The 19973-nt window shown below is 51.1% G+C and carries 17 protein-coding genes; 3 read left to right on the forward strand and 14 right to left on the reverse strand.

The window, feature by feature from the left end; all coding sequences use genetic code 11:
* Positions 1-89: 89 nt before the first annotated feature.
* The 4 genes from lepA to gpr all read right to left on the reverse strand — a co-directional run bounded on the left by lepA (position 90) and on the right by gpr (position 4905).
* Positions 90-1904, reverse strand: coding sequence for a translation elongation factor 4 (gene lepA / locus H583_RS0117965; RefSeq protein ID WP_028561685.1), 1815 nt, complete (start codon positions 1902-1904; stop codon positions 90-92).
* Positions 1905-1985: 81 nt separating this feature from the next.
* Positions 1986-2384 (reverse strand): hypothetical protein, encoded by a 399-nt coding sequence (locus H583_RS0117970; protein ID WP_028561686.1) that lies wholly within the window; start codon positions 2382-2384, stop codon positions 1986-1988.
* A gap of 73 nt (positions 2385-2457) precedes the next feature.
* Positions 2458-3720: a stage II sporulation protein P gene (spoIIP, locus tag H583_RS0117975; RefSeq protein ID WP_028561687.1), complete on the reverse strand. Its 1263-nt coding sequence runs from the start codon at positions 3718-3720 to the stop codon at positions 2458-2460.
* Between the two features lie 183 nt (positions 3721-3903).
* Complete coding sequence (gene gpr / locus H583_RS0117980) at positions 3904-4905, reverse strand: GPR endopeptidase (protein ID WP_028561688.1); 1002 nt, start codon at positions 4903-4905, stop codon at positions 3904-3906.
* A gap of 169 nt (positions 4906-5074) precedes the next feature.
* On the opposite strand from gpr, the gene rpsT reads away from it, so the two are divergent.
* Complete coding sequence (gene rpsT / locus H583_RS0117985) at positions 5075-5347, forward strand: 30S ribosomal protein S20 (protein WP_028561689.1); 273 nt, start codon at positions 5075-5077, stop codon at positions 5345-5347.
* A 115-nt stretch (positions 5348-5462) separates the two neighbouring features.
* A complete protein-coding gene (locus H583_RS36670; RefSeq protein ID WP_154665912.1) occupies positions 5463-5609 on the forward strand; it encodes a hypothetical protein in 147 nt (48 codons plus the stop codon).
* 97 nt (positions 5610-5706) lie between these two features.
* Here the strand turns inward: H583_RS36670 and H583_RS0117995 are convergent, their stop codons facing one another.
* From H583_RS0117995 to H583_RS0118035, 9 genes are all read right to left on the reverse strand, one after another.
* The gene (locus H583_RS0117995; RefSeq protein WP_028561690.1) at positions 5707-6444 is read right to left on the reverse strand and encodes an MBL fold metallo-hydrolase; all 738 of its coding nucleotides are present in this window, start codon (positions 6442-6444) and stop codon (positions 5707-5709) included.
* 80 nt (positions 6445-6524) lie between these two features.
* Positions 6525-6800: a CD3324 family protein gene (locus H583_RS0118000; protein WP_028561691.1), complete on the reverse strand. Its 276-nt coding sequence runs from the start codon at positions 6798-6800 to the stop codon at positions 6525-6527.
* Positions 6801-7010: 210 nt separating this feature from the next.
* Positions 7011-8027, reverse strand: a complete 1017-nt coding sequence (gene holA, locus H583_RS0118005) for a DNA polymerase III subunit delta (protein WP_028561692.1) — start codon at positions 8025-8027, stop codon at positions 7011-7013.
* 214 nt (positions 8028-8241) lie between these two features.
* Positions 8242-9387 carry an anti-sigma factor family protein gene (locus H583_RS35395; RefSeq protein ID WP_028561693.1) on the reverse strand — a complete coding sequence of 382 codons (1146 nt, stop codon included), beginning with the start codon at positions 9385-9387 and terminating at the stop codon, positions 8242-8244.
* Positions 9384-9932 (reverse strand): RNA polymerase sigma factor, encoded by a 549-nt coding sequence (locus H583_RS0118015; protein ID WP_028561694.1) that lies wholly within the window; start codon positions 9930-9932, stop codon positions 9384-9386. The genes H583_RS35395 and H583_RS0118015 overlap by 4 nt, the downstream gene beginning before the upstream one ends.
* A gap of 567 nt (positions 9933-10499) precedes the next feature.
* Positions 10500-13106 carry a ComEC/Rec2 family competence protein gene (locus tag H583_RS33340; RefSeq protein ID WP_051236581.1) on the reverse strand — a complete coding sequence of 869 codons (2607 nt, stop codon included), beginning with the start codon at positions 13104-13106 and terminating at the stop codon, positions 10500-10502.
* A 234-nt stretch (positions 13107-13340) separates the two neighbouring features.
* Positions 13341-13865 carry a deoxycytidylate deaminase gene (locus tag H583_RS0118025; protein ID WP_028561695.1) on the reverse strand — a complete coding sequence of 175 codons (525 nt, stop codon included), beginning with the start codon at positions 13863-13865 and terminating at the stop codon, positions 13341-13343.
* A 59-nt stretch (positions 13866-13924) separates the two neighbouring features.
* Entirely contained in the window at positions 13925-15217 is a 1293-nt protein-coding gene (locus H583_RS0118030) for a homocysteine synthase (RefSeq protein ID WP_028561696.1), read from the reverse strand.
* 117 nt (positions 15218-15334) lie between these two features.
* Positions 15335-16003 carry a ComEA family DNA-binding protein gene (locus tag H583_RS0118035; RefSeq protein WP_245585932.1) on the reverse strand — a complete coding sequence of 223 codons (669 nt, stop codon included), beginning with the start codon at positions 16001-16003 and terminating at the stop codon, positions 15335-15337.
* A gap of 151 nt (positions 16004-16154) precedes the next feature.
* On the opposite strand from H583_RS0118035, the gene comER reads away from it, so the two are divergent.
* Complete coding sequence (comER, locus tag H583_RS0118040; RefSeq protein WP_028561698.1) at positions 16155-16994, forward strand: late competence protein ComER; 840 nt, start codon at positions 16155-16157, stop codon at positions 16992-16994.
* Between the two features lie 134 nt (positions 16995-17128).
* Here comER and leuS read toward each other — a convergent pair whose 3' ends face one another.
* Positions 17129-19564 (reverse strand): leucine--tRNA ligase, encoded by a 2436-nt coding sequence (leuS, locus tag H583_RS0118045; protein ID WP_028561699.1) that lies wholly within the window; start codon positions 19562-19564, stop codon positions 17129-17131.
* Positions 19565-19973: the final 409 nt, after the last annotated feature.

Consider the following 19973-nt stretch of genomic DNA (forward strand, 5'->3'; position numbering starts at 1 on the left):
ATTTTTCTCCTCTCGAGGTACGCAAGGAGGGGAGAGCAGCGCTCTCCCCTAATGCAATCCCATTCCTCTCGCCCGATTGGCCAAAAGGCTTAATCATCAATTTTCAGCACCGCCATGAATGCTTCCTGCGGAACCTCAACGCTGCCGACCTGCTTCATCCGCTTCTTGCCTTCTTTTTGCTTCTCAAGCAGCTTCCGCTTACGGCTAATGTCACCGCCGTAACACTTGGCAAGTACGTTTTTGCGCATCGCCTTGACTGTCTCCCGCGCAATAACCTTCGTGCCAATCGAAGCTTGTACCGGAACCTCAAACATCTGGCGCGGGATAAGCTCCTTCATCTTTTCACAGATGATCCGTCCACGCTGATATGCACGGTCGCGGTGAACGATAACGGACAAGGCATCAACCTGCTCGCCATTGAGCATTATGTCCATTTTTACCAGATTTGACTTGCGATATCCTGAGACCTCGTAATCAAAGGATGCATAGCCCTTGGTGCTTGATTTAAGCTGGTCGAAGAAGTCGTAGACAATTTCGGAGAGCGGAATATGGTATTTGATTGTGACACGGTTCGTATCCAAATACTCCATATTCTCGAATTCACCGCGTTTGCCCTGGCACAGTTCCATAATTGCTCCGACATAGTCATTCGGCACAATGATGGAAGCCTTGACGTACGGCTCCTCTACATATTCCAGCTTCCCGGCCTCCGGATAGTTGGACGGGTTATCGATATCCATGGTTTCCCCATTGGTCAATGTTACTTTATAAATAACGCTTGGCGCAGTCGTAATAAGCGGAATATTGAATTCCCGCTCAATCCGCTCCTGGATAATCTCCATATGCAGCAATCCGAGGAAGCCGCAACGGAAACCAAATCCGAGCGCAGAGGATGTCTCCGGTTCGTAGCGCAGCGAAGCATCATTAAGCTCCAGCTTCTCCAGCGCCTCACGCAGATCGTTATAATCCTGCGTCTCAATCGGGTACAGACCGCAGAATACCATCGGATTAATCCGGCGGTAGCCAGGCAGCGGCTCAGGAGCCTGACGCTTCGCCTCGGTGATTGTATCCCCGACACGGGTATCCTTCACATTCTTGATTCCTGCGACAACAAAGCCAACATCCCCGATCGCCAGTTCATCGACAATCGACATCCGCGGCTTGAAGGCGCCAACCTCAATGACTTCAAACTCAGCCCCGGTCGCCATAAAGCGGATTTTTTTGCCTGCCTTGATGCTGCCGTCCATTACCCGCACATAGACAATAACGCCTTTATACGGATCGTAATGGGAGTCGAAAATGAGCGCTTTAAGCGGCTCATCCGGGTCGCCCTGCGGCGGCGGAACCTGCTTGACGACCTGTTCCAAGATTTCCTTGATGCCGATACCCGCCTTGGCAGAAGCAAGCACTGCTTCGCTGGCATCAAGGCCGATTACATCTTCAATCTCCTGTTTTACACGCTCCGGATCTGCACTTGGCAAATCAATCTTGTTGATTACAGGAAGAATCTCAAGGTTATTGTCAAGCGCCAGATAGACGTTGGCCAGTGTCTGCGCTTCAATGCCCTGTGCAGCATCCACAACGAGCAGCGCGCCTTCACACGCAGCCAAGCTTCTGGACACCTCATACGTAAAGTCTACGTGCCCCGGCGTATCGATCAGATTCAGCAAATACTCCTCGCCGTCGTCGGCACGGTATGTCAATCTGACTGCCTGCAGCTTGATCGTAATCCCGCGCTCGCGCTCCAGGTCCATCTGGTCAAGAACCTGATCCTGCATCTCGCGGTTCGATAGTGCGCCGGTATACTCCAGTATCCGGTCAGCCAGTGTCGATTTCCCATGATCAATATGGGCAATAATTGAAAAATTTCGAATTTTATTCTGTCGCTCACGAACGTCTGCCATGCTTAACCCCCACACCAGTCAAATACAATATCCATTCATTATATCAGTTGAATCACTGACCAGCAATGACCCTGATGCGGATTAGTTGGTAATCGAGTCAAACAAGGATACAACAAACCGTATTCCTCCGCTCGACAGGGACTGCAGCACACCTGCAGTCTGATCGGCTACACGGTTGACTGCCGGCTCCCGGTATTCGCCGTAAATGCCGGGCATACGCTCCATAACAGGCTCATAGCGGCCCGCGTTCGGGCTATTTCCCTGAACGTAGGGGCCATAGACCGGCCGTTCCGGAACAGAAGCATAGGTCTGTTGCGGCCCCGCCTCCGGAACAAGCCCGGTCATAGAGGAGGCAGAGGGCTGCTTGACGGGACCATAAACCGTCTCAATGCCTGTTGAAGCGATCTCGATGCCGAACATGAGCACAATTGCAATTACGGCCCCGATAATGGCCCATTTAAATGAGTGTTTTCTTTTCATAGCCTGCTTCCTCCTTTTTGATTTGCCTCTCGTATAGCTCCCTCTTTTTCCGGCACCTTGTGCCTGAAAGCTCTCACGCAGACGGTTTGGTATCCACCTTTTCCGCCTTTTCGGATGTATAGTAGATCTCCGATATAATTTTCGCCAATGCATCCGCAGTACGGTAGGATTCCTCGAGGGTGTTGTCTACCCCGCCAACTTCGATCAGTACACTATGCTCCGCGAGGGACTGGTTGTATTCCCCGTTGCCAGTAGCTGCTGTCTTGCCCCAGACACCGCGGGAAATCCCCGGATACTCCTTTTCCAGCGCATTATGAATCTTGGTTGCGAATTCTTCATTCTTCTCCCAGCCCGGATTGCGGTGGCCGATAATGAAGAATACCTGCGCATAATCCTTGCCGTTAATCGTGGCGGTGGTATGCTTTCTGCGCTGTGAATCGCGGTGAATATCAAAGAAAAATTTCAGCTTCGATTCCTGAGCCATCGCGCTCTTGACCGTTTCTTTCGAATATTTATAGGATAACTCCCAACGGTAGTTTTTAACCGCGGTCGAGTAATCCGTGTCTGAATGCATGGCGCCGATTCCGGCTTCCTCCAGCTTGTCAGCCAGCCTTTTACCTACCATCGTAATATTATCCGTCTTGGAATCCGCATTGCTGTCTCCGACGGTGTACCATGATTCTCTCGGATGCGAATGATAGATAAATACTTTTTTCATGTCTGCATTCGGCGTGCTTACACCCGGCTTCTTCCCGTTATTCCCTGGCAGCTCGGCCACTGCCGGCGGCTTCGCTGTATTGCTCTTGCTGCCCGGGTTCCCGGCCTTTGTCTTGCCTTCATCTTTCTTTCCAGGAGCAGACGGCTCGTCGTCCGCTTCAGCAATCGGGAGCGGTTGCTGATCCTTCGGTCCTGCACCAGTCTTGCTGCCTGTCCCGGTACGCAGCAGAACGGCTTCATCCGCAGCCAATCCCGGCAGCTCTGACGCAATCAGGCTGCGCGGATCATGGGGATTTACATTCGTCAGCATTCGCAGCATGAAGGCTGCAGTCTGGGTACCCAGGAAAGCCTCATCGCTGCCCTGCTTTCCTTCAAAGGTCGGAATCTCCATCCCCAGCATGCCGGCAAACATCTGGCTGGACACCGCCGCCGCAAAGCCTTTCATCGAAGAAACAGGTGATGTCGAAGCCTGCTGGTGCACCATGCCCCCCAAGCCTGCCGCAACGAAAAAGATCATCGAGCTAAAAGAGAGCACTGCAAAAGTCTTCCCCGTGACAAGAAGCTGACGAATACGCTCGCTGCTTCCCTGACGAAATAAAGTGCCGGTCAATTTTTTCATCGGACATTCCTCCAGCCTTGTCTATCGCTTTACTATCATCCTATGAGTAGAAAGCGGCTGATAGAACCGTCCGGGAGCTATCAAAAAGAGAGTTGTAGAATACTAGAGCTTTCCCATCAATGTAAAAAGACCTCCCTCCACTTGCGTGGGGGAGGCTGATGGACTTCAATTTTCACTACGGGATCAATGGGTGTAGGCCGCTACATTTGTGGTGTCAATTGCCTGATGAAGCGCAGCATTAAGACCGCTGGCAATAATATTGCCGATGTCTTCGATAAATTCGTCCACTTCCTTCGGCGTAACAAGCAAATCATGTCCCATCGGAGACAAAATTTCTCGTACAAGCTCCAGACGCTCATTCTCCTCCATTCTGTCCAACAGTCCAAGAATCTGGCCGGTATTGGAGGTCTGGGATTGGAAATGCTTCTGCATCATCTCAAAGCAGTTATTTACAATCGTCGAGGCAAACATGACAGTTGGAACACCGACTGCAATGACAGGGACGCCCATAATTTCTTCTGTAATACCGCGCCGCTTGTTGCCAATTCCTGAGCCCGGATGAATGCCGGTATCGGAAATCTGAATCGTCGTATTGACCCTCTCGATAGCCTTGGAAGCAAGCGCGTCTATTGCCACGATAAAATCCGGTTGGGATTGCTGGACAATCCCTTTAATAATATCGCTGGATTCAATACCCGTAATGCCAAGCACCCCAGGGGAAACAGCACTCACTGGCCGGTAGCCGGGAGCAACATCGTTTGGCATCAATTCAAAGAAATGCCTTGTAATCATTACATTTTCTACCACAATCGGTCCAAGGGCATCGGGTGTGACGTTCCAATTGCCCAGACCAACAACTAATGCCTTCGCGTTCTCGCCAAGACCAATCCGTTTGAGAAACAATTCGAACTGCTTGGCAAAATGGGTCGTCACCCGGTTTTGCAGGTCCGTATCCTGCTTGCGCAACCCCGGCACTTCCAATGTGACATAATTTCCGATCATTTTCCCGATCGCCTTGGAGCCATGCTCATCATCGACAGTCAGGCTTGTGATCCTGACGCCGTTGTCATCTACTGTAGTAGCCGAGACACCAGGAATGGCCACGCCTCCCTGCTCCGCTATTTCCTTCGCTTCAAGCGCCAGGTCTGTCCGGACGGAAAATTGCTGAAGATCCAAATCGCTCATCTGTGCTGCACCCCTCTTTAAACGAAATTAATTTTAGTGTGCGCCCGCACAGTGCTTTTATACGAAGCTGAAGGTGCGAGCTATTGCTTTTTGGTAATTGGCATGGTAATATGTTTTAAGTTGTGTTATGTAGACATATAGTTTTTTTCCTGTACAGGAGGTGAAAGCCATGCCAAACATTAAATCCGCTATCAAACGTGTTAAAACTAGCGAGAAACGCCGTGCTCTGAACGCTTCTCAAAAATCCGCACTTCGTACGGCAGTTAAAGCTGCTGACCAAGCTATCGCTGGCACTGACGCAGAAGCAGCTAAATCTGCTTTGATCGTTGCCACGAAAAAATTGGACAAAGCCGTTACGAAAGGCCTGATTCATAAAAATGCGGCTGCCCGCAAGAAATCCCGTCTGGCGAAAAAGCTTAACGCTCTTTCGGCTCAAGCATAAGAACTTCTTCTGCAGTCATGCAGATTAGATAGGTTTATGTGAGGGATAGAAGCAGCATAAGGAACGTCAAGTTTCTTATACGGCTTGTATTTCCGGGAAGAATGCTCACGCTGTTATGAACAGACAAGTCCTGTACCTGCCCTGCAAGGAGCTGGTACAGGATTTTTTTATAGCCTGGTACAGGCTGGCAGCAGTTCCACCCTGGAAGGCCAAAATTACAGTGTGTGATCCGGCAGATACAGCCGTGGCAGTATCAGACTAACGACGCATTACAATCCAAGCACAACATTTAAAAGCCAAGAACGAGGCTCTCCTTTGTTCTTGGCTTTTAATATGCTGGAGCTTTTCAATTAGGCCAGTTAAGACTTATATGCTTGAGCAAGCTCCATCAGCCCCTGCCTGGCATCGCCGGCATACAAGCCGCCGTGATAGCAAATGAGCTGCTCAATATCATAATCCATGAGACGTTCCACAGAGCGGACAGCTTCATCCAGGTCTAACGCAAAATCCGGATTGGCGATGTTTAGCTTCCCATCCTCAATCACAACAGCATCTGCCGCGATTAGAGCCTTGCTGGACGGCAGATATAACGAGATATGCCCCGGCATATGGCCTGGTGTATGAATAATTTCAATACCGCCACACCACGGCAGCCGGTTGCCGTGAACCACCGTATAGTCAACAGGAGCCGGCACTATCGACTGTAGCAAACGAATAAACCGCTCCACATGGGGCTTTTGTTCGTCCGGCAGTGTATCAAATGTAGATTCTGCCTGCCTTGCCCGAAGAGATTTCCTGGTTCCGTCTATGTACGGCGCTTCCAGCTCATGGGCGACAATAAAAATATGCGGATATGCTTGCTTAAGCGCCGCCAGTGAACCCATATGGTCCAAATCATGATGGGTCACGATGATCTTCGTAATTGCCTCCAGAGTGATCTTCTCCCTGCCAGCCGCCGCTTTCAATAGAGGAATGAAACCGGGATATCCGCAGTCAACGAGAACCGTATCCTCTTCATCCTGAATCAGAACTGGTGTAACAACCTGCTTATGTCCGTTAGAATCAAATTCAATATCCAGCAAATGATAATCGCCCATGCTGTGCCTCCTAAGTCATGTCGTTAAGGACAAGCTTATTACATGAAAGCCAAGATGAGAAGGACAGCAATTATACAGTCTCAATATTGTCCGCGCTGCCCGCGGATAATTCTCCTAATGCTATGTTCAGTCATATAATAGTGCTCTGCAAGCTGCTTGGCAGACATGCCTGAGGAGTACTTTTGGAAGATTTCTTTATTACGTTCATGCAGCATCTGCTTGTAACCGGAGCTCTCGCCCCATCGTTTCTTATTCTCCTGGCAAACCGGAATATATAAATAGCTCCCTTGAACATACTGCTGTATATCGAGCAGCAGTTTTTTCGGCAGCTTCTTTTGTGCATTTTGATATTTCATTTTGTTTGCTCCTGTCTATATCTCATCATTCGATATATAGAGAAGCAAAGAGTCCCGCTATGCGTATGAAAAAGGCTCCAAGCAAAGATAATTCGGAACTCTTTGCCCGGAGCCACATGCATCGATACGAATAAACACGTGTATCATGCCATCAACTCCTGCCTGTAATTAATCTCGATTGCACTGTGACGGCGGGCAGTCACCCCTCTATTAAGCGCCCATTCGAAGCAGAAATAGCTCCACACCGAGCACCTTGTCAATTTGTCCGGTCTTCATTTGAAAATCCAGCTCGGCGAGACGGGAAAGTTCGCTTGCGAGGCGGCTGGCTTCGTACCGCCGCGCTTTCTCAGCAGACAGCTTGACGACATAGGGATGCAGCCCGAGTCGTGACCCGATCTGCTGTGGCGTATATTGATGCCCCTCCAGTTCCTTGATCTGAAGCATGATACGGAACTGGCGCGCCATAAGGGCCACAATCTTAATTGGCTCCTCCTTGCGCAGCAGCAGCTGTTTGTACAGCTCCAACGCCCTCTTCGTCTGGATCGATGCCATTGCATCCACAAGTGCAAACACATCCTCCTCCACCGAAGGAATCGTCAGCGTATCTACTTCAGTACGACTGATTTTCCCTCCATCCCCGACATAGAGACAGAGCTTGTCCACCTCCTGTGAGATTTGCTGCAAATTATGTCCGCAGCGGATGGTAATCAGTTCGGCAGCGTCCTCGCTAAGCTCACGGCCTTGCGATTGCGCCCGCTTCATAATCCAGCGCAGCAAATCATTGCCTTCCAGCTCCTGGAACATCAGCAGCACATCCAGGTCCTTAAGCCGCTTCACCAGCTTGCGACGCTCATCCAGCTTGTCCGCTTGGACGAGGAAGACAATGGTGCTTGTCTCACAAGGTTCCTTCAAATATTCAAGCAGCCGGTCCGGCTGATGATCCAACTTACTGTCTTTACCCGCGGCAAGCAAGGTCTGATCCCGAATCATAATAATCTTGCGGGCGGCAAAGAATGGCATGGTCTCGGCTTCCAGTACCGCTTCCTCGATTAACGTCTCGGCGGTATCAAATTTGACAATACCCAGTTCCTTCTCATCCGGCCCCAGAAGCTGGTCCGTTAAGGATGTAAAAAATTCCTGCATACGGTAGCGGTCTTTGCCGTACAGAACATATACCGGCCTTGGCTGGCCGCTGCGAATTTCCTTGATTGCACTTCTCAAATCCATTGTTAATCCTCCCTGCCCGGATACCGCAACAAAGGGATGATGCCGGCACGGCATCATCCCTTTGTCCCTGAATATCTATATAAACATTCCCTAGGAGGTCCATGGCCTCTCCTGTTGAATGGTCATACGATTATCAAGGCCACAACGTTTAAGCTTCCTGATGCTATACCATATGCTGGATTGCTACAATGTGTGCATAACAGGCTCGCCCGATTTATTGTTTTGTTTCCGTTCCGTCTTTGATATGAATAACATAATGGAAGATATCCCCTCCACTGTCCTGCACATCATATCCCAGTGTCAGACTGTCCTCCGACCAGACGAGATTGGAAATAACGCCATCCCTCTCTCCGCCTCTGAACAGCAACTCCTGTTTGTCCGTACTCTGAATGGATACGGTTTTGTCTGTTACTTCTGCACTGTACAAGCCATTAGGCGATACGGCTTGCTGTGCTTGCGCAGTACCGGTGAATGATTTCTGTTCATTGAAAATCTCGGCGCCAGCATCAGCAGGCGGGGCAAACGCCATATCCGGCGCTTCCTTTGAACTCTCATCTGAAGCTTCGTTCTTGCCGCTGCCACTCCGCTCAGAGCCTGAAGAAACCTCCGAACCCTGCAGTTCCTTCTCGCTTGGCGCAGAATTCCCATGCTTCCCTGGAGAATCGGACGGTGACGATGCAGTCACCCTGTTGGCCGGCTTCTTGGGAGGCGACTCCTTGCCAGAATCAGCTTTATGCGGCTCCGGCCGAACCTCGCTGTCCGGGCTCTGGCCGGGCTGTTGCGGTTGGACGGTAGACTCTTGACTCTCTTCCGTCTTCGACTTCATGGCAGGCTCATCAGATGCCACGCCATTCTGCTCTTCGTTTCCAGCTGTATTCTGATTAGAGCTTTGCACAGTCACATTGGTTCGCAACAAGCTGCTGTCAGCCGCTGTATGGTCACCAGCAGAGCTTTTCTCCAGCGCTGTAGGCATATTCTGAGGATTATAGGTCAGCATAAATATACCGGCTACGAGGCCTGCTGCAACGACGCCGCTCAGCACACGATAGCGCTGAAACCAGCTTTTTCCGCTTCTGTCTGGCGCTTGTCTGCGCCGCGGGGCAGGCTTCTCCTCTGGTTCAGTCTCCTGACGCTGAAGCTCAATCTGCTCCAGCCGGGGCATAATGGCATCAACCAGGCTGTAGGCGGGAGTCACTTTGGGCAAATTCTCCAGTTCAGATGACAGTCGGCTCAAGCGCTCCTGCATTTCGGCACAGTCCGGGCAATTCCTTGTATGGCTCATCAGAATCTCGGTTTCCCGTTCATCCAGATCCCCGTCCAGCTGTCTTTGCATATAGTCCATCACCTCTTGACAAGTCATCCTCGGACACCACCTTTCTGATAATCATGGAGTAATGTTTGCAGCTGCTGCCTGGCCCGGAATAAATAAGATTTCACTGTATTCAATGGCAAATCAAGAGAGTCGGCAATTTCATTGTACGAGAAATCCTGCAGATACCTCAGCACGACTACCGCGCGGTGATGCTCGGGAAGCTTGTCGATGGCTTCGCGTATATCTTTGGCCACATAGGTGGACAATACCTCATCCTCAACATTCTGCTTCTCTTGAAACACCATTTCATGCTCGTCAATCGACACCGTCGGCTTGCTGCGCCGGAATTTATCAATGCATATATTCGTTACGATTCGCTGCACCCAGGTCTTGAATTGTGCTTTTTCCTCGTAAGAGCCAATTTTGGTGTAGATGCGAATAAGCGCCTCCTGAGCGGCATCCATCGCATCCTGTTCATTGTTCACAATATAATAGGCTGTCCGATACACATGAGTTTCAATCTCGCGCAATAGGGTAATTAGAGCGTCGCGATCGCCCGATTGAGCGGCTCTTATGAGACCAGGCTCTACCACGAAGGATCCCCCTCTCTTGCAACCTTTCAGACGGAAAGGCTGAAATGAATGTTGCAGTCTAAACTGCAGATCTTAAAATTTTTTTAAATTTTTTAGCCATTACTCAAATAGCACCCGGTCAGCGGGCATGTAATACGCCGTAAAAAAGTTTATTCAAAAGACTATTTCTAATCATGGCTGTACGCGCACAATTCCATCTATTTCTTGAAAGTTCATTATCATAAAATTAGTCCGGTATGGTCATTTGTGACTTATAATGGTAATCTCGCGCTTATTCCCGCCACAAGATCCTGATTGGCCGCGATTTCATATATTCCTCAATAAGAATAGCAGAAAAACAGCCAAGCGTATAGAGCGTTGCCGCTTACATCATCCTATGGAATTAATGTCAAAAAAGCACCTGCCCCAATCTGTTCCTGCAAACTAAATGGCTGCAGAATCCAGCTAAACGGATGCTGTAATACATGGTCAATCCTTTACTGCCCGACAGCTCTTTAATTACAAAGGTGCATGTTGTTTTAACCCGGCCCGCTAAGCAGGGCTTCTGCTTTGGCTGTCACGCAACTATTACGGCGGGCTCCCGCCCAGCTTCGTGCGCCAGCTTATTTGGCCGTCCGCAATTTTGATCTGAATTTCCCCGTGCAAATCCGTCCGCAGCGTAAAAATCCCGTATTTGTCCAGGCGCTCCGTCACGGTCGGATGCGGATGTCCGTAACTGTTCGTCCTGCCTACAGAGATAAATGCTGCTGCAGGCGTCCAGTATTGAACCCATTCCTCTGTTGTCGATGTTCGGCTGCCATGATGGGACAGTTTCATCAGGTCGATTGGCCCCTTGCTGCGCTGCTCATCCCTCAGCCCGGCCAGCAGGAACTTCTCTGATGCCGCCTCCATATCCCCCGCCAGCAGCAGACTGCGTCCGTAAAGCTTAAGCAGAAGTGCTACACTGCTTCCATTCTGGTCCTTAACCTCCTTCACCCGAACGTCTTCATATGTATCCATCATACAAGGTACCCGCGGCCACAGCACCTCAAACTCTACATGCGGCTCAAGCTTCAGCCCGGTTCCGGTACAAGCCTGATATACCGGAATCCCCTTTTCAAGTGCAGTGGCGAGCAGCTTTTTGGCATCTGAAGATGGCTTTACCGTACCGTTCCACAATAATTTGTTGACTGGGATGGATTCCAGCACTGCCTGAAGCCCTCCGATATGGTCGGTATCCAGGTGAGAGATGACAAGCAGATCAATTTGCTGTACGCCCCGCTTCTTTAGCAGCGGTACAACCACCTTCCGTCCCACCTCAAACGGATCCCGACGCTCCTTCCATTCCTCTTGGAGTCTGCCAAACTTAATGGTGCCCCCGCCATCCACCAGGATATGTCTTCCCTGGGGCGTACGAATAAGAATCGCATCACCCTGTCCTACATCCAGAAAATGAATGGCAGCCGCCTTGTCCCAGCGGCCGGGATGATAAGCATGGATGAGCAGCACAATAATCAGTGAGGCAATAGAAGCTGCCTGAATGCGCCTGGTCCACAATGACTGCCTTTCGTCCCCGGTCTCTGCTCTCATGATTCCCGGAGTGCCTCTGGTCGAACCAAGGGGCTGTGTGGGCAGCTCCCCATCTGAACGTGCCATTCCCCGGACAACTTCCCTTGCCGAATACTGCTGTCTGCGAACGGATACGATCGCTGCCAGACAATGAATGGCAAGCAGCACAACGAAAAACCAGACAGCAATCCATCCTGCCGAAGGAGAAGGCCATACCAGCTTTGCAGCTGAAATTTGGTCGAGTGCTTCAATTGTCCGGAACGTAAATGTATTGGTTATGCGGGCTAGCCCTGCCGCGGCCTCACCAAGAGGCTGCCACAGCATCGAAAGCAGCAGGGATACGGTTCCCAAGGGTAGACTAATAGAGCTAATAACAGGTACCAGCAGTAAATTGGCAGGCAAGGAAAGCAAATTATAGCTGTTAAAATAATAGATCGTCAGCGGAAATGAGATCAGCTCCGCTACGATGGATACGGCTGTCATGTCCAGCACCCACTGTCCCCGTTTCCAGTCAGGAAACGCTCTGCGCAAAGGCGGCACACCAAGGATCAGCCCTCCGGTTACAAGAAATGAAAATTGAAAACTCACGTTTTCCAGCATATACGGTTCTATGAAAAGCATAACCAGTGCGGCAAAGGCCAGAATGTGCAATCCATCCTTAAGCATCTTCCGTTTGGCTGCCATCAGTCCAATTACGGCCATTAGGCCGGCGCGAACGACTGAAGGTGTTGCTCCGGCAAGCAGCACATAGACGGGAACAGCTGCCATCAGCACATTCATTGTGCTCTCTTTTGTCAGTCTGAACATGCGGAGCGCGAGGGTCAGCCCATACAAAAATACCCCGACATGCAGGCCGGAGACAGCAAGGATATGGCTCATTCCAAGTCCGGAAAACTGCTGGTATTGGGCAGGGTCCATGTCCTCTCTCATCCCGATGACAAGCCCCTTCATAAAGCCTGCATGCTGGCCTGGGTACAGCCTGTCCAGCCGTTCACCCAGCCATGCCCTGGCCTGATCGACTATTCCCAGCAGTGCGGGCAGTGTCCAGCTGCTGCCCGGTTGGGTATTCACAACTTGGGCCCCCTGCACCTTGAACAGCCAATGGATTCGCTTGGTATGGAGGTAGCGCCTGTAATCAAATCCGCCGAAATTGGTCGCTCCTGCAGGCAATTGAAGCTCCCCGGTCGCCTGTATCCGATCTCCCCGCCTCCATGCTGCAGCAGTCCGCTGCTCTTCTTCATGGAGCAGCTTGACCTGAACCATCATTCTTTCTTTCAGCACGTGAAGCTGTCCATCCCTTTGCAGGAGGATGCTTTCCACAGACAATTGAAAGCTTGCCCGGTCGCCATCCACATTTACCGGAGAGGCAATCATGCCCGTCAGTTCAACTTCTGCAGCGGCTGAAGCTGCTGCCTTGACCTCTATCGCCCCCTCTGCCAACTCTTGCAGTGCCGTCACATTGCGGATGTCCGCAAACGTGCGCTCTCCGGCTGCCAGCGCATAGGCTGCCACACAAGCAATGGCAAGCCCCCGCCCTGTATGGCCTAATAAAACCAGTGCAGCCAGGGCCGACACCAGCGCTGCCCCAAGCATCAGGACGGCGGGACTGCCGAACGATGCTGCCACGGCGCTACCTCCCACCCAGCAGATGACAAACCATACCAAGGGCCTCTTGGACATCATCAATTCACCTCTCTATTAATCCATTCATTCGTCCAACAATTCGCATAAGAATGGCGCAAGTGTTGCTTCGATATTCATAGCCACACAAAAAAAGCACCTCTTTACACATGTTCATGTGTAAAGAGGTGCTTCCCCTTACTGAAAATAAGATTGAATGTCGCAATGATAAAATTTTGATCAGGCTTGTACGTCCATCATCGTCTGCGGTGGCGGCGAATAGTGTTCCAGACTGCGGAACCGAAGCCCCTTCTGTTCCATCAGCCTGGTTACCTTTTCGCTGTCCTTGTTATATGCACGATGGTAGACGATTTCCTTGACTCCGCTGTTTGCAAGCATATTGGCGCAGGTCCAGCATGGCTGGTCGGTCACATACACGGTCGAGCCTTCACGGTGAATGCGGTCCGTGAAAAGCAGCAGGTTCTGCTCGGCGTGGATCGTACGGATGCAGCGCTGCTTTTTGATCATCTGCTCCTGCCCGTCCTTATGCTGCAATTCATATTCCTCGACGATCATGCAGCCTTCCTCCGAGCAGTCCGGCGCACCGGAGGGCGCACCATTATAGGCGGTTCCCATCAGGTTCTTGCCCTGGACAAGTACGGCTCCCACATGTCTTCTCGGGCAGCGTGACCGTGTCGACGCCATATATGCGATGTCCATAAAATACGTATCCCAGTCTTTGCGCGCAGCTTCATGGCTTGCCATAATCATTATTCTTCCTTTCCTTGCTTGCAGGCTTGCAGCCTTCCCATACAGGTAATGAATTATGCCTGGCTGGCCTCAATGGCCTGCCCCAGCTCATAAATAATATCATCGATGGATTCTGTACCAATCGACAACCGGATCAAGCCCGGTGTTACCCCTGCGGAGAATTGCTCTTCCTCGCTCAACTGCTGATGCGTTGTACTCGCCGGATGAATAATCAGAGACTTGGAGTCTCCAACGTTCGCCAGGTGAGAGAACAGCTTGATTGCATTGATCAGCTTCTTGCCTGCTTCCAGACCGCCATTAATTTCGAAGGTCAGGATAGCGCCTTGGCCATTCGGCAAATATTTCTGGGCCAGTGTAAAGGAAGAATGGCTAGGCAGACCTGCATAGTTTACCCATTCAACAGCTTCATGCTGCTCCAGATATTCGGCTACCTTCAAAGCGTTGGAGCTGTGGCGCTCCATTCTGAGGTGCAGCGTCTCGATCCCTTGCAGCAGCAGGAACGCATTGAAAGGGGACAGCGCGGCACCCATGTCGCGCAGCAATTGTACGCGCGCTTTGATAATATAAGCGATCGGTCCAAGCGCTTGTGTATATACCAGCCCATTATAGCTCGGGTCAGGCTGTGTCAGCCCCGGGAACTTGTCATTTTGCGTCCAGTCGAACTTGCCGCTGTCCACAATAACTCCGCCGATTGAAGTCCCATGGCCACCCATAAACTTGGTCGCAGAATGGACAACAATGTCTGCTCCATGTTCAATCGGACGGCACAGATATGGCGTCGGGAAAGTATTGTCAACAATGAGCGGAATTCCGTTCTCATGTGCAATGTCTGCAAGGACTCTCAAATCCGCGACATCGCCTTTAGGGTTTCCGATGCTCTCTACAAACAACGCTTTTGTTTTATCCGTAATGGCTTTACGGAAGTTTTCCGGGTCGGAAGGATCAGCGAAGATGACCTTGATGCCGATTTTTGGCAGCGTCGTGGAAAACAGGTTATATGTACCGCCATAGATGCTGGTAGCCGATACGATTTCATCGCCGGCTCCGGCAATATTCAGAATGGAGTATGTGATAGCTGCAGAACCGGATGCAACAGCAAGCGCCCCTGCCCCGCCTTCCAATGCTGCAACCCGCTGCTCCAGCACATCAGTAGTCGGGTTCATCAGACGTGTGTAGATGTTGCCGAACTCTTTCAGTCCAAACAAGTTGGCAGCATGGTCAGTATCCCGGAAACCGTAAGAGGTTGTCTGATAGATTGGAACCGCTCTGGACATCGTAGTCGGGTCTATTTCCTGTCCGGCATGGATAGCCAGAGTCTCAAATGCTTGCTTTCTTTCCTCTGTCATCGATGGTACTCCTCCTTGAATATAAGAAATAGGCTCATAATGGCAAAAATTTTGCTTAACGCTTTCACCTTGTAACGAATGAAAGAACGATGGCCTGCCAAACCTGGTACTATTTTCTCATAATCCGGGATATACGACAATGCTGTTTTTGATTTTTTCCAGCATTTTCGACCCGATTCCCTTCACCCGGGTAATATCTTCGACAGAACGGAAGAGCCCGTTACGGCTGCGCTCATCAACAATCGCCTGGGCTTTGGCCGGACCGATGCCCGGCAGCGCGATCAAATCCTCCGCCTGCGCCTTGTTCAAATTAAGCCGTCCCTCGGCATCAACCAGCGGCTCCGGCGGCGGCGTATCGCCTGAGTGCTGCCCATGGCTTGCATTGGACTCATAACCTTTCCCCTCCCCTGTACCTGCACCATTGTCCTGGGCCGATGTACCCCCGTCCCTGACTGCTCCTTCCCCTGCTGCCCCTTGGTCCTTGTCGTATGCAGATTTCCCGTCCAGTCCCGTGCCGCTCTGTGCGCCTGCGTTCTTATCCGGCAGCGAATCTGCAATCTTGCCGGAGGCCCCGGCAGCCATACTGCCGCTAGTGGAAGCGGATGATTGTGGTTCTTCATAAGCTCCCAGCGCCTTCCCCAACTGCCCGTCCAGCCTTAGCCATTCCTCTGTATCCTTGTCGTTCCTTGTCCATAATGCCACTGCGAGCAGCAGCAGCGCTGCTGCTAACAGACCGATAGCCGACCACCGGGAAATTGCAGCGGAACTCATTTTATGATGCATCATCTTCATCTCCTCGCCATAATTTGATAGATAAATGAACTAATATCTTGGTTATTTAATATTTTTATAAAATATTTGATCATGTCTGCCAAGCAGGGTGTCATAAGGTATTAAGAGCAGCGTGCGAACGCGTCGTGTAAAGGAGGGATTTACAATGAACATCGGGTTTATCGGAACCGGAAGCATGGGCAGCCTGCTGATTGACTCTTTCATCCAATCAGGAGCCTTGCTCCCCGGGCAAATCAAGGCAGCCAACCGCTCCTTCACAAAGGCCGAAAGTCTGGCTACCAGGCATCCGGGCTTGCAGGCTGTAACTTCGAATGTGGAAGCTGCGGCAGACCGCGATATTGTATTCCTGTGTGTCAAACCGCTGGATTATAAAAAGGTCCTGGACGAAATAAAGGCCAGCATGCAGCCGGAGCAAATGATCGTCTCGATCACAAGTCCAGTGCTTCTGGCCCAATTGGAGGAATGTGTGCCTTCTAAAGTGGCGAAGGTCATTCCAAGTATTACAAACTATACACTCAGCGGCGCTTCTCTTTGCATATACGGCAGCCGCACGAGCGAGCAGGATCACCGCAGGCTGGAGGAACTGCTCAGCCATATCAGCCAGCCGCTGCGGATCGAGGAACGCTACACCCGTATCGTCTCCGATCTGTCGAGCTGCGGCCCGGCTTTCTTCGCCTATCTGCTGCAAAGATTTGTCGATGCTGCCGTAGAGGAAACCGGCATCGACCACGATGAAGCCGTCACACTCGCCAGCAATATGCTGCTAGGCACCGGCAAACTGCTCACAGAAGGAGGCTTCACACCTCTTGAGCTGCAAGCCCGGGTATCCGTTCCCGGCGGGATTACCGCCCAGGCGCTTCAAATGCTCGATCATGAGCTGGAAGGCGTGTTCAACCGGCTCGTTCGAACCACCCACGCCAAATACAACGAGGATGTCCAGAAGGTCACAGCTGCTTTCTATGAGGAGAAAATCAAAGGCTCCTGAGCTATCTGTTATTCCCGGATTCACCCTACGCGCCGCCGCGCACAAAAAACATTCCTGCCATTTTGAAAGCAGCGTACGCCACTAAGACGTACGCTGTTTTTGTTATATCGGCCTGTACATGCTGGTTCATCCACTTAGGATACGACGATATTTACAAGTTTGCCTTTTACCGCAATTACTTTACGGATGGTTTTGCCTTCAATTGCGTCTTTAACCTTGGCAGATTCTTTCGCCCTTTCTTCCAGTCCCTGCTGATCAAGATCGGCAGCAACAGACAAGCGCTCAACGATTTTGCCATTCACCTGAACGACAATTTCGACCTCCTGGTCAACCGTCCAAGCTTCGTCATATTGCGGCCAGCTGACGTAAGTGATTGACCCTTCATGACCAAGCTTATCCCACAGTTCTTCTGTAATATGCGGTGCCACAGGCGCGAGGAGCTGTATAAAGTGCTCCATGGCCGCGCGCGGCAGCTCATCGCTCTTGTAAGCTTCATTTACAAAGATCATCAACTGGCTGATCGCCGTATTGAAACGGAGGTTATCATAATCCTCTGTAACCTTCTTGATTGTGCGATGCCATACACGCTTGAACGCTTCGCTGCCTTCGCCATCGGTAATTTTTGAATTGAGCGCTCCATCATCACCGACGAACAGGCGCCATACACGGCTGAGGAAGCGGTAAGAGCCCTCTACCCCGTTCGTATTCCAAGGCTTGGTCGCTTCCAGCGGTCCCATGAACATTTCATACATTCTGAGCGTATCCGCGCCATACTCGTTCACAATATCATCCGGATTGATGACATTGCCGCGTGATTTACTCATTTTTTCATTGTTTGTACCCAGGATCATGCCTTGGTTAACAAGTTTGTGGAAAGGCTCCTTCGTCGAAACGACGCCCAAGTCGTATAACACCTTATGCCAGAAACGGGCATAGAGCAAGTGCAGTACCGCATGCTCGGCTCCCCCGATATACAGGTCAACCGGCAGCCACTCTTCCTGCTTCTCCTTGGAACAAATCTCATCCTTGTTATGCGGATCAATAAAACGCAGGTAATACCAGCAGCTTCCCGCCCATTGCGGCATTGTATTCGTCTCGCGGCGTGCCTTCATGCCTGTCTCCGGATCAATCGTCTCTACCCAGTCTGTCACAACAGCCAGCGGCGACTCGCCGGTTCCGGAAGGCGTAATCTGATCTACGTCAGGCAATACGAGCGGCAGCTCGGACTCCGGTACCGTCTTCATAGTGCCGTCTTCCAGATGCAGTACCGGGATCGGCTCACCCCAATAGCGCTGACGGCTGAAAAGCCAGTCACGCAGACGATAGGTTACTTTGCCGCATCCTTTGCCTTCCTTCTCGAGCCAACTGATGATTGCCGCAATCGCCTGTTCATTGTCCAGGCCGTCCAGCAGACCGGAGTTAATATGCGCTCCATCGCCGGAATATGCTTCCTTCTCCACATCTCCGCCCTGAACGACTTCGATAATCGGAAGATTGAACTGCTTGGCAAACTCCCAGTCGCGCTGGTCATGCCCAGGCACCGCCATAATCGCCCCTGTACCATAACCGCCAAGCACATAATCGGCAATCCAGACCGGTGTTTTCGCACCGTTAACCGGATTGATCGCATACGCGCCTGTAAATACGCCTGTTTTATCCTTGGCCAAATCAGTACGCTCCAGATCGCTCTTGCGCGCTGCCGCTTCCTGATAGGCTTCAACAGCCTGGCGCTGCTCAGCGGTCGCAATCTTGGCAACCAGCTCATGCTCTGGAGCAAGCACACAGTAAGTGGCACCGAACAAGGTATCCGGACGGGTAGTAAATACCACCAGTGACTCTTCATGGCCCTCAATGGCAAAGGTTACTTCCGCACCCTTGGATTTGCCGATCCAGTTGCGCTGCATATCCTTGATGCTCTCGCTCCAGTCCAGCTCCTCCAGGTCTTCCAGCAGGCGCTCTGCATAAGCGGTAATTTTCAGCATCCATTGACGCATCGGACGACGGATAACCGGGTGCCCTCCGCGCTCGCTGAGGCCGTCAATAACTTCTTCGTTGGCCAGTACAGTACCCAGAGCCGGGCACCAGTTAACCGGAACCTCTGCCACATAAGCCAGACCGCGCTTGTAGAGCTGGATGAAGATCCATTGCGTCCATTTATAATAGTCCGGGTCAGTCGTGCTGAACTCCCGGTCCCAATCGTAGGAGAAGCCAAGAGATTTGATTTGGCGACGGAAGTTATCAATGTTCTTGAAAGTAATGTCACGCGGATGCTGGCCTGTATCGAGCGCATGCTGTTCCGCAGGCAAACCAAAAGCGTCCCAGCCCATCGGATGGAGGACGTTGTAGCCCCTCATTCTTTTGTAGCGTGATACAATATCAGTAGCCGTATATCCTTCCGGGTGGCCTACGTGCAGACCTGAACCTGACGGATACGGGAACATATCCAGCGCGTAGAACTTTGGTTTTTCCGGATCCTCGGTTGTTTTAAATGTTTTATTCTCATCCCAGTAACGCTGCCACTTCGGTTCAATGGCAAGAGGCTGATAGCCCTGCTGACGTTCTTCACTCATTTCTGATTGCCTCCTTGATTCAAGCATAACGCCTGCCACTGTCTTATTCAGGGCAGATTGCGTTTATGCGTACGAAATATAGTTCAGACCTTTTAATATTCTCAAGTGTAAACGGCTGTACTGTATTTCACACGCACAGCGTCGTTTCACGTAGAAATAGAAGCCATTAATACAAGTGAAACCTTATAAACGCTTATATTTCAAAAAAGCCTCTCATCCTTAGCTCATCGGCTAGGGACGAGAGGCTGTTCTCGTAAGTTTACCCTAGTTTGCACGGACATGCTCTGTCTGTGCTCACTTTACTGCCATACCGCAGGTCCGACACGCGAGCGTCCGCCGCTGAATATGTAGATGCCGTGCAGAACAATCCGCCTGGACGATACCGCAGTTCACATTATCTGTATTTTAA

It is taken from the genome of Paenibacillus pinihumi DSM 23905 = JCM 16419, assembly GCF_000422505.1.
GTDB classification, from domain to species: Bacteria; Bacillota; Bacilli; order Paenibacillales; family Paenibacillaceae; genus Paenibacillus_D; species Paenibacillus_D pinihumi.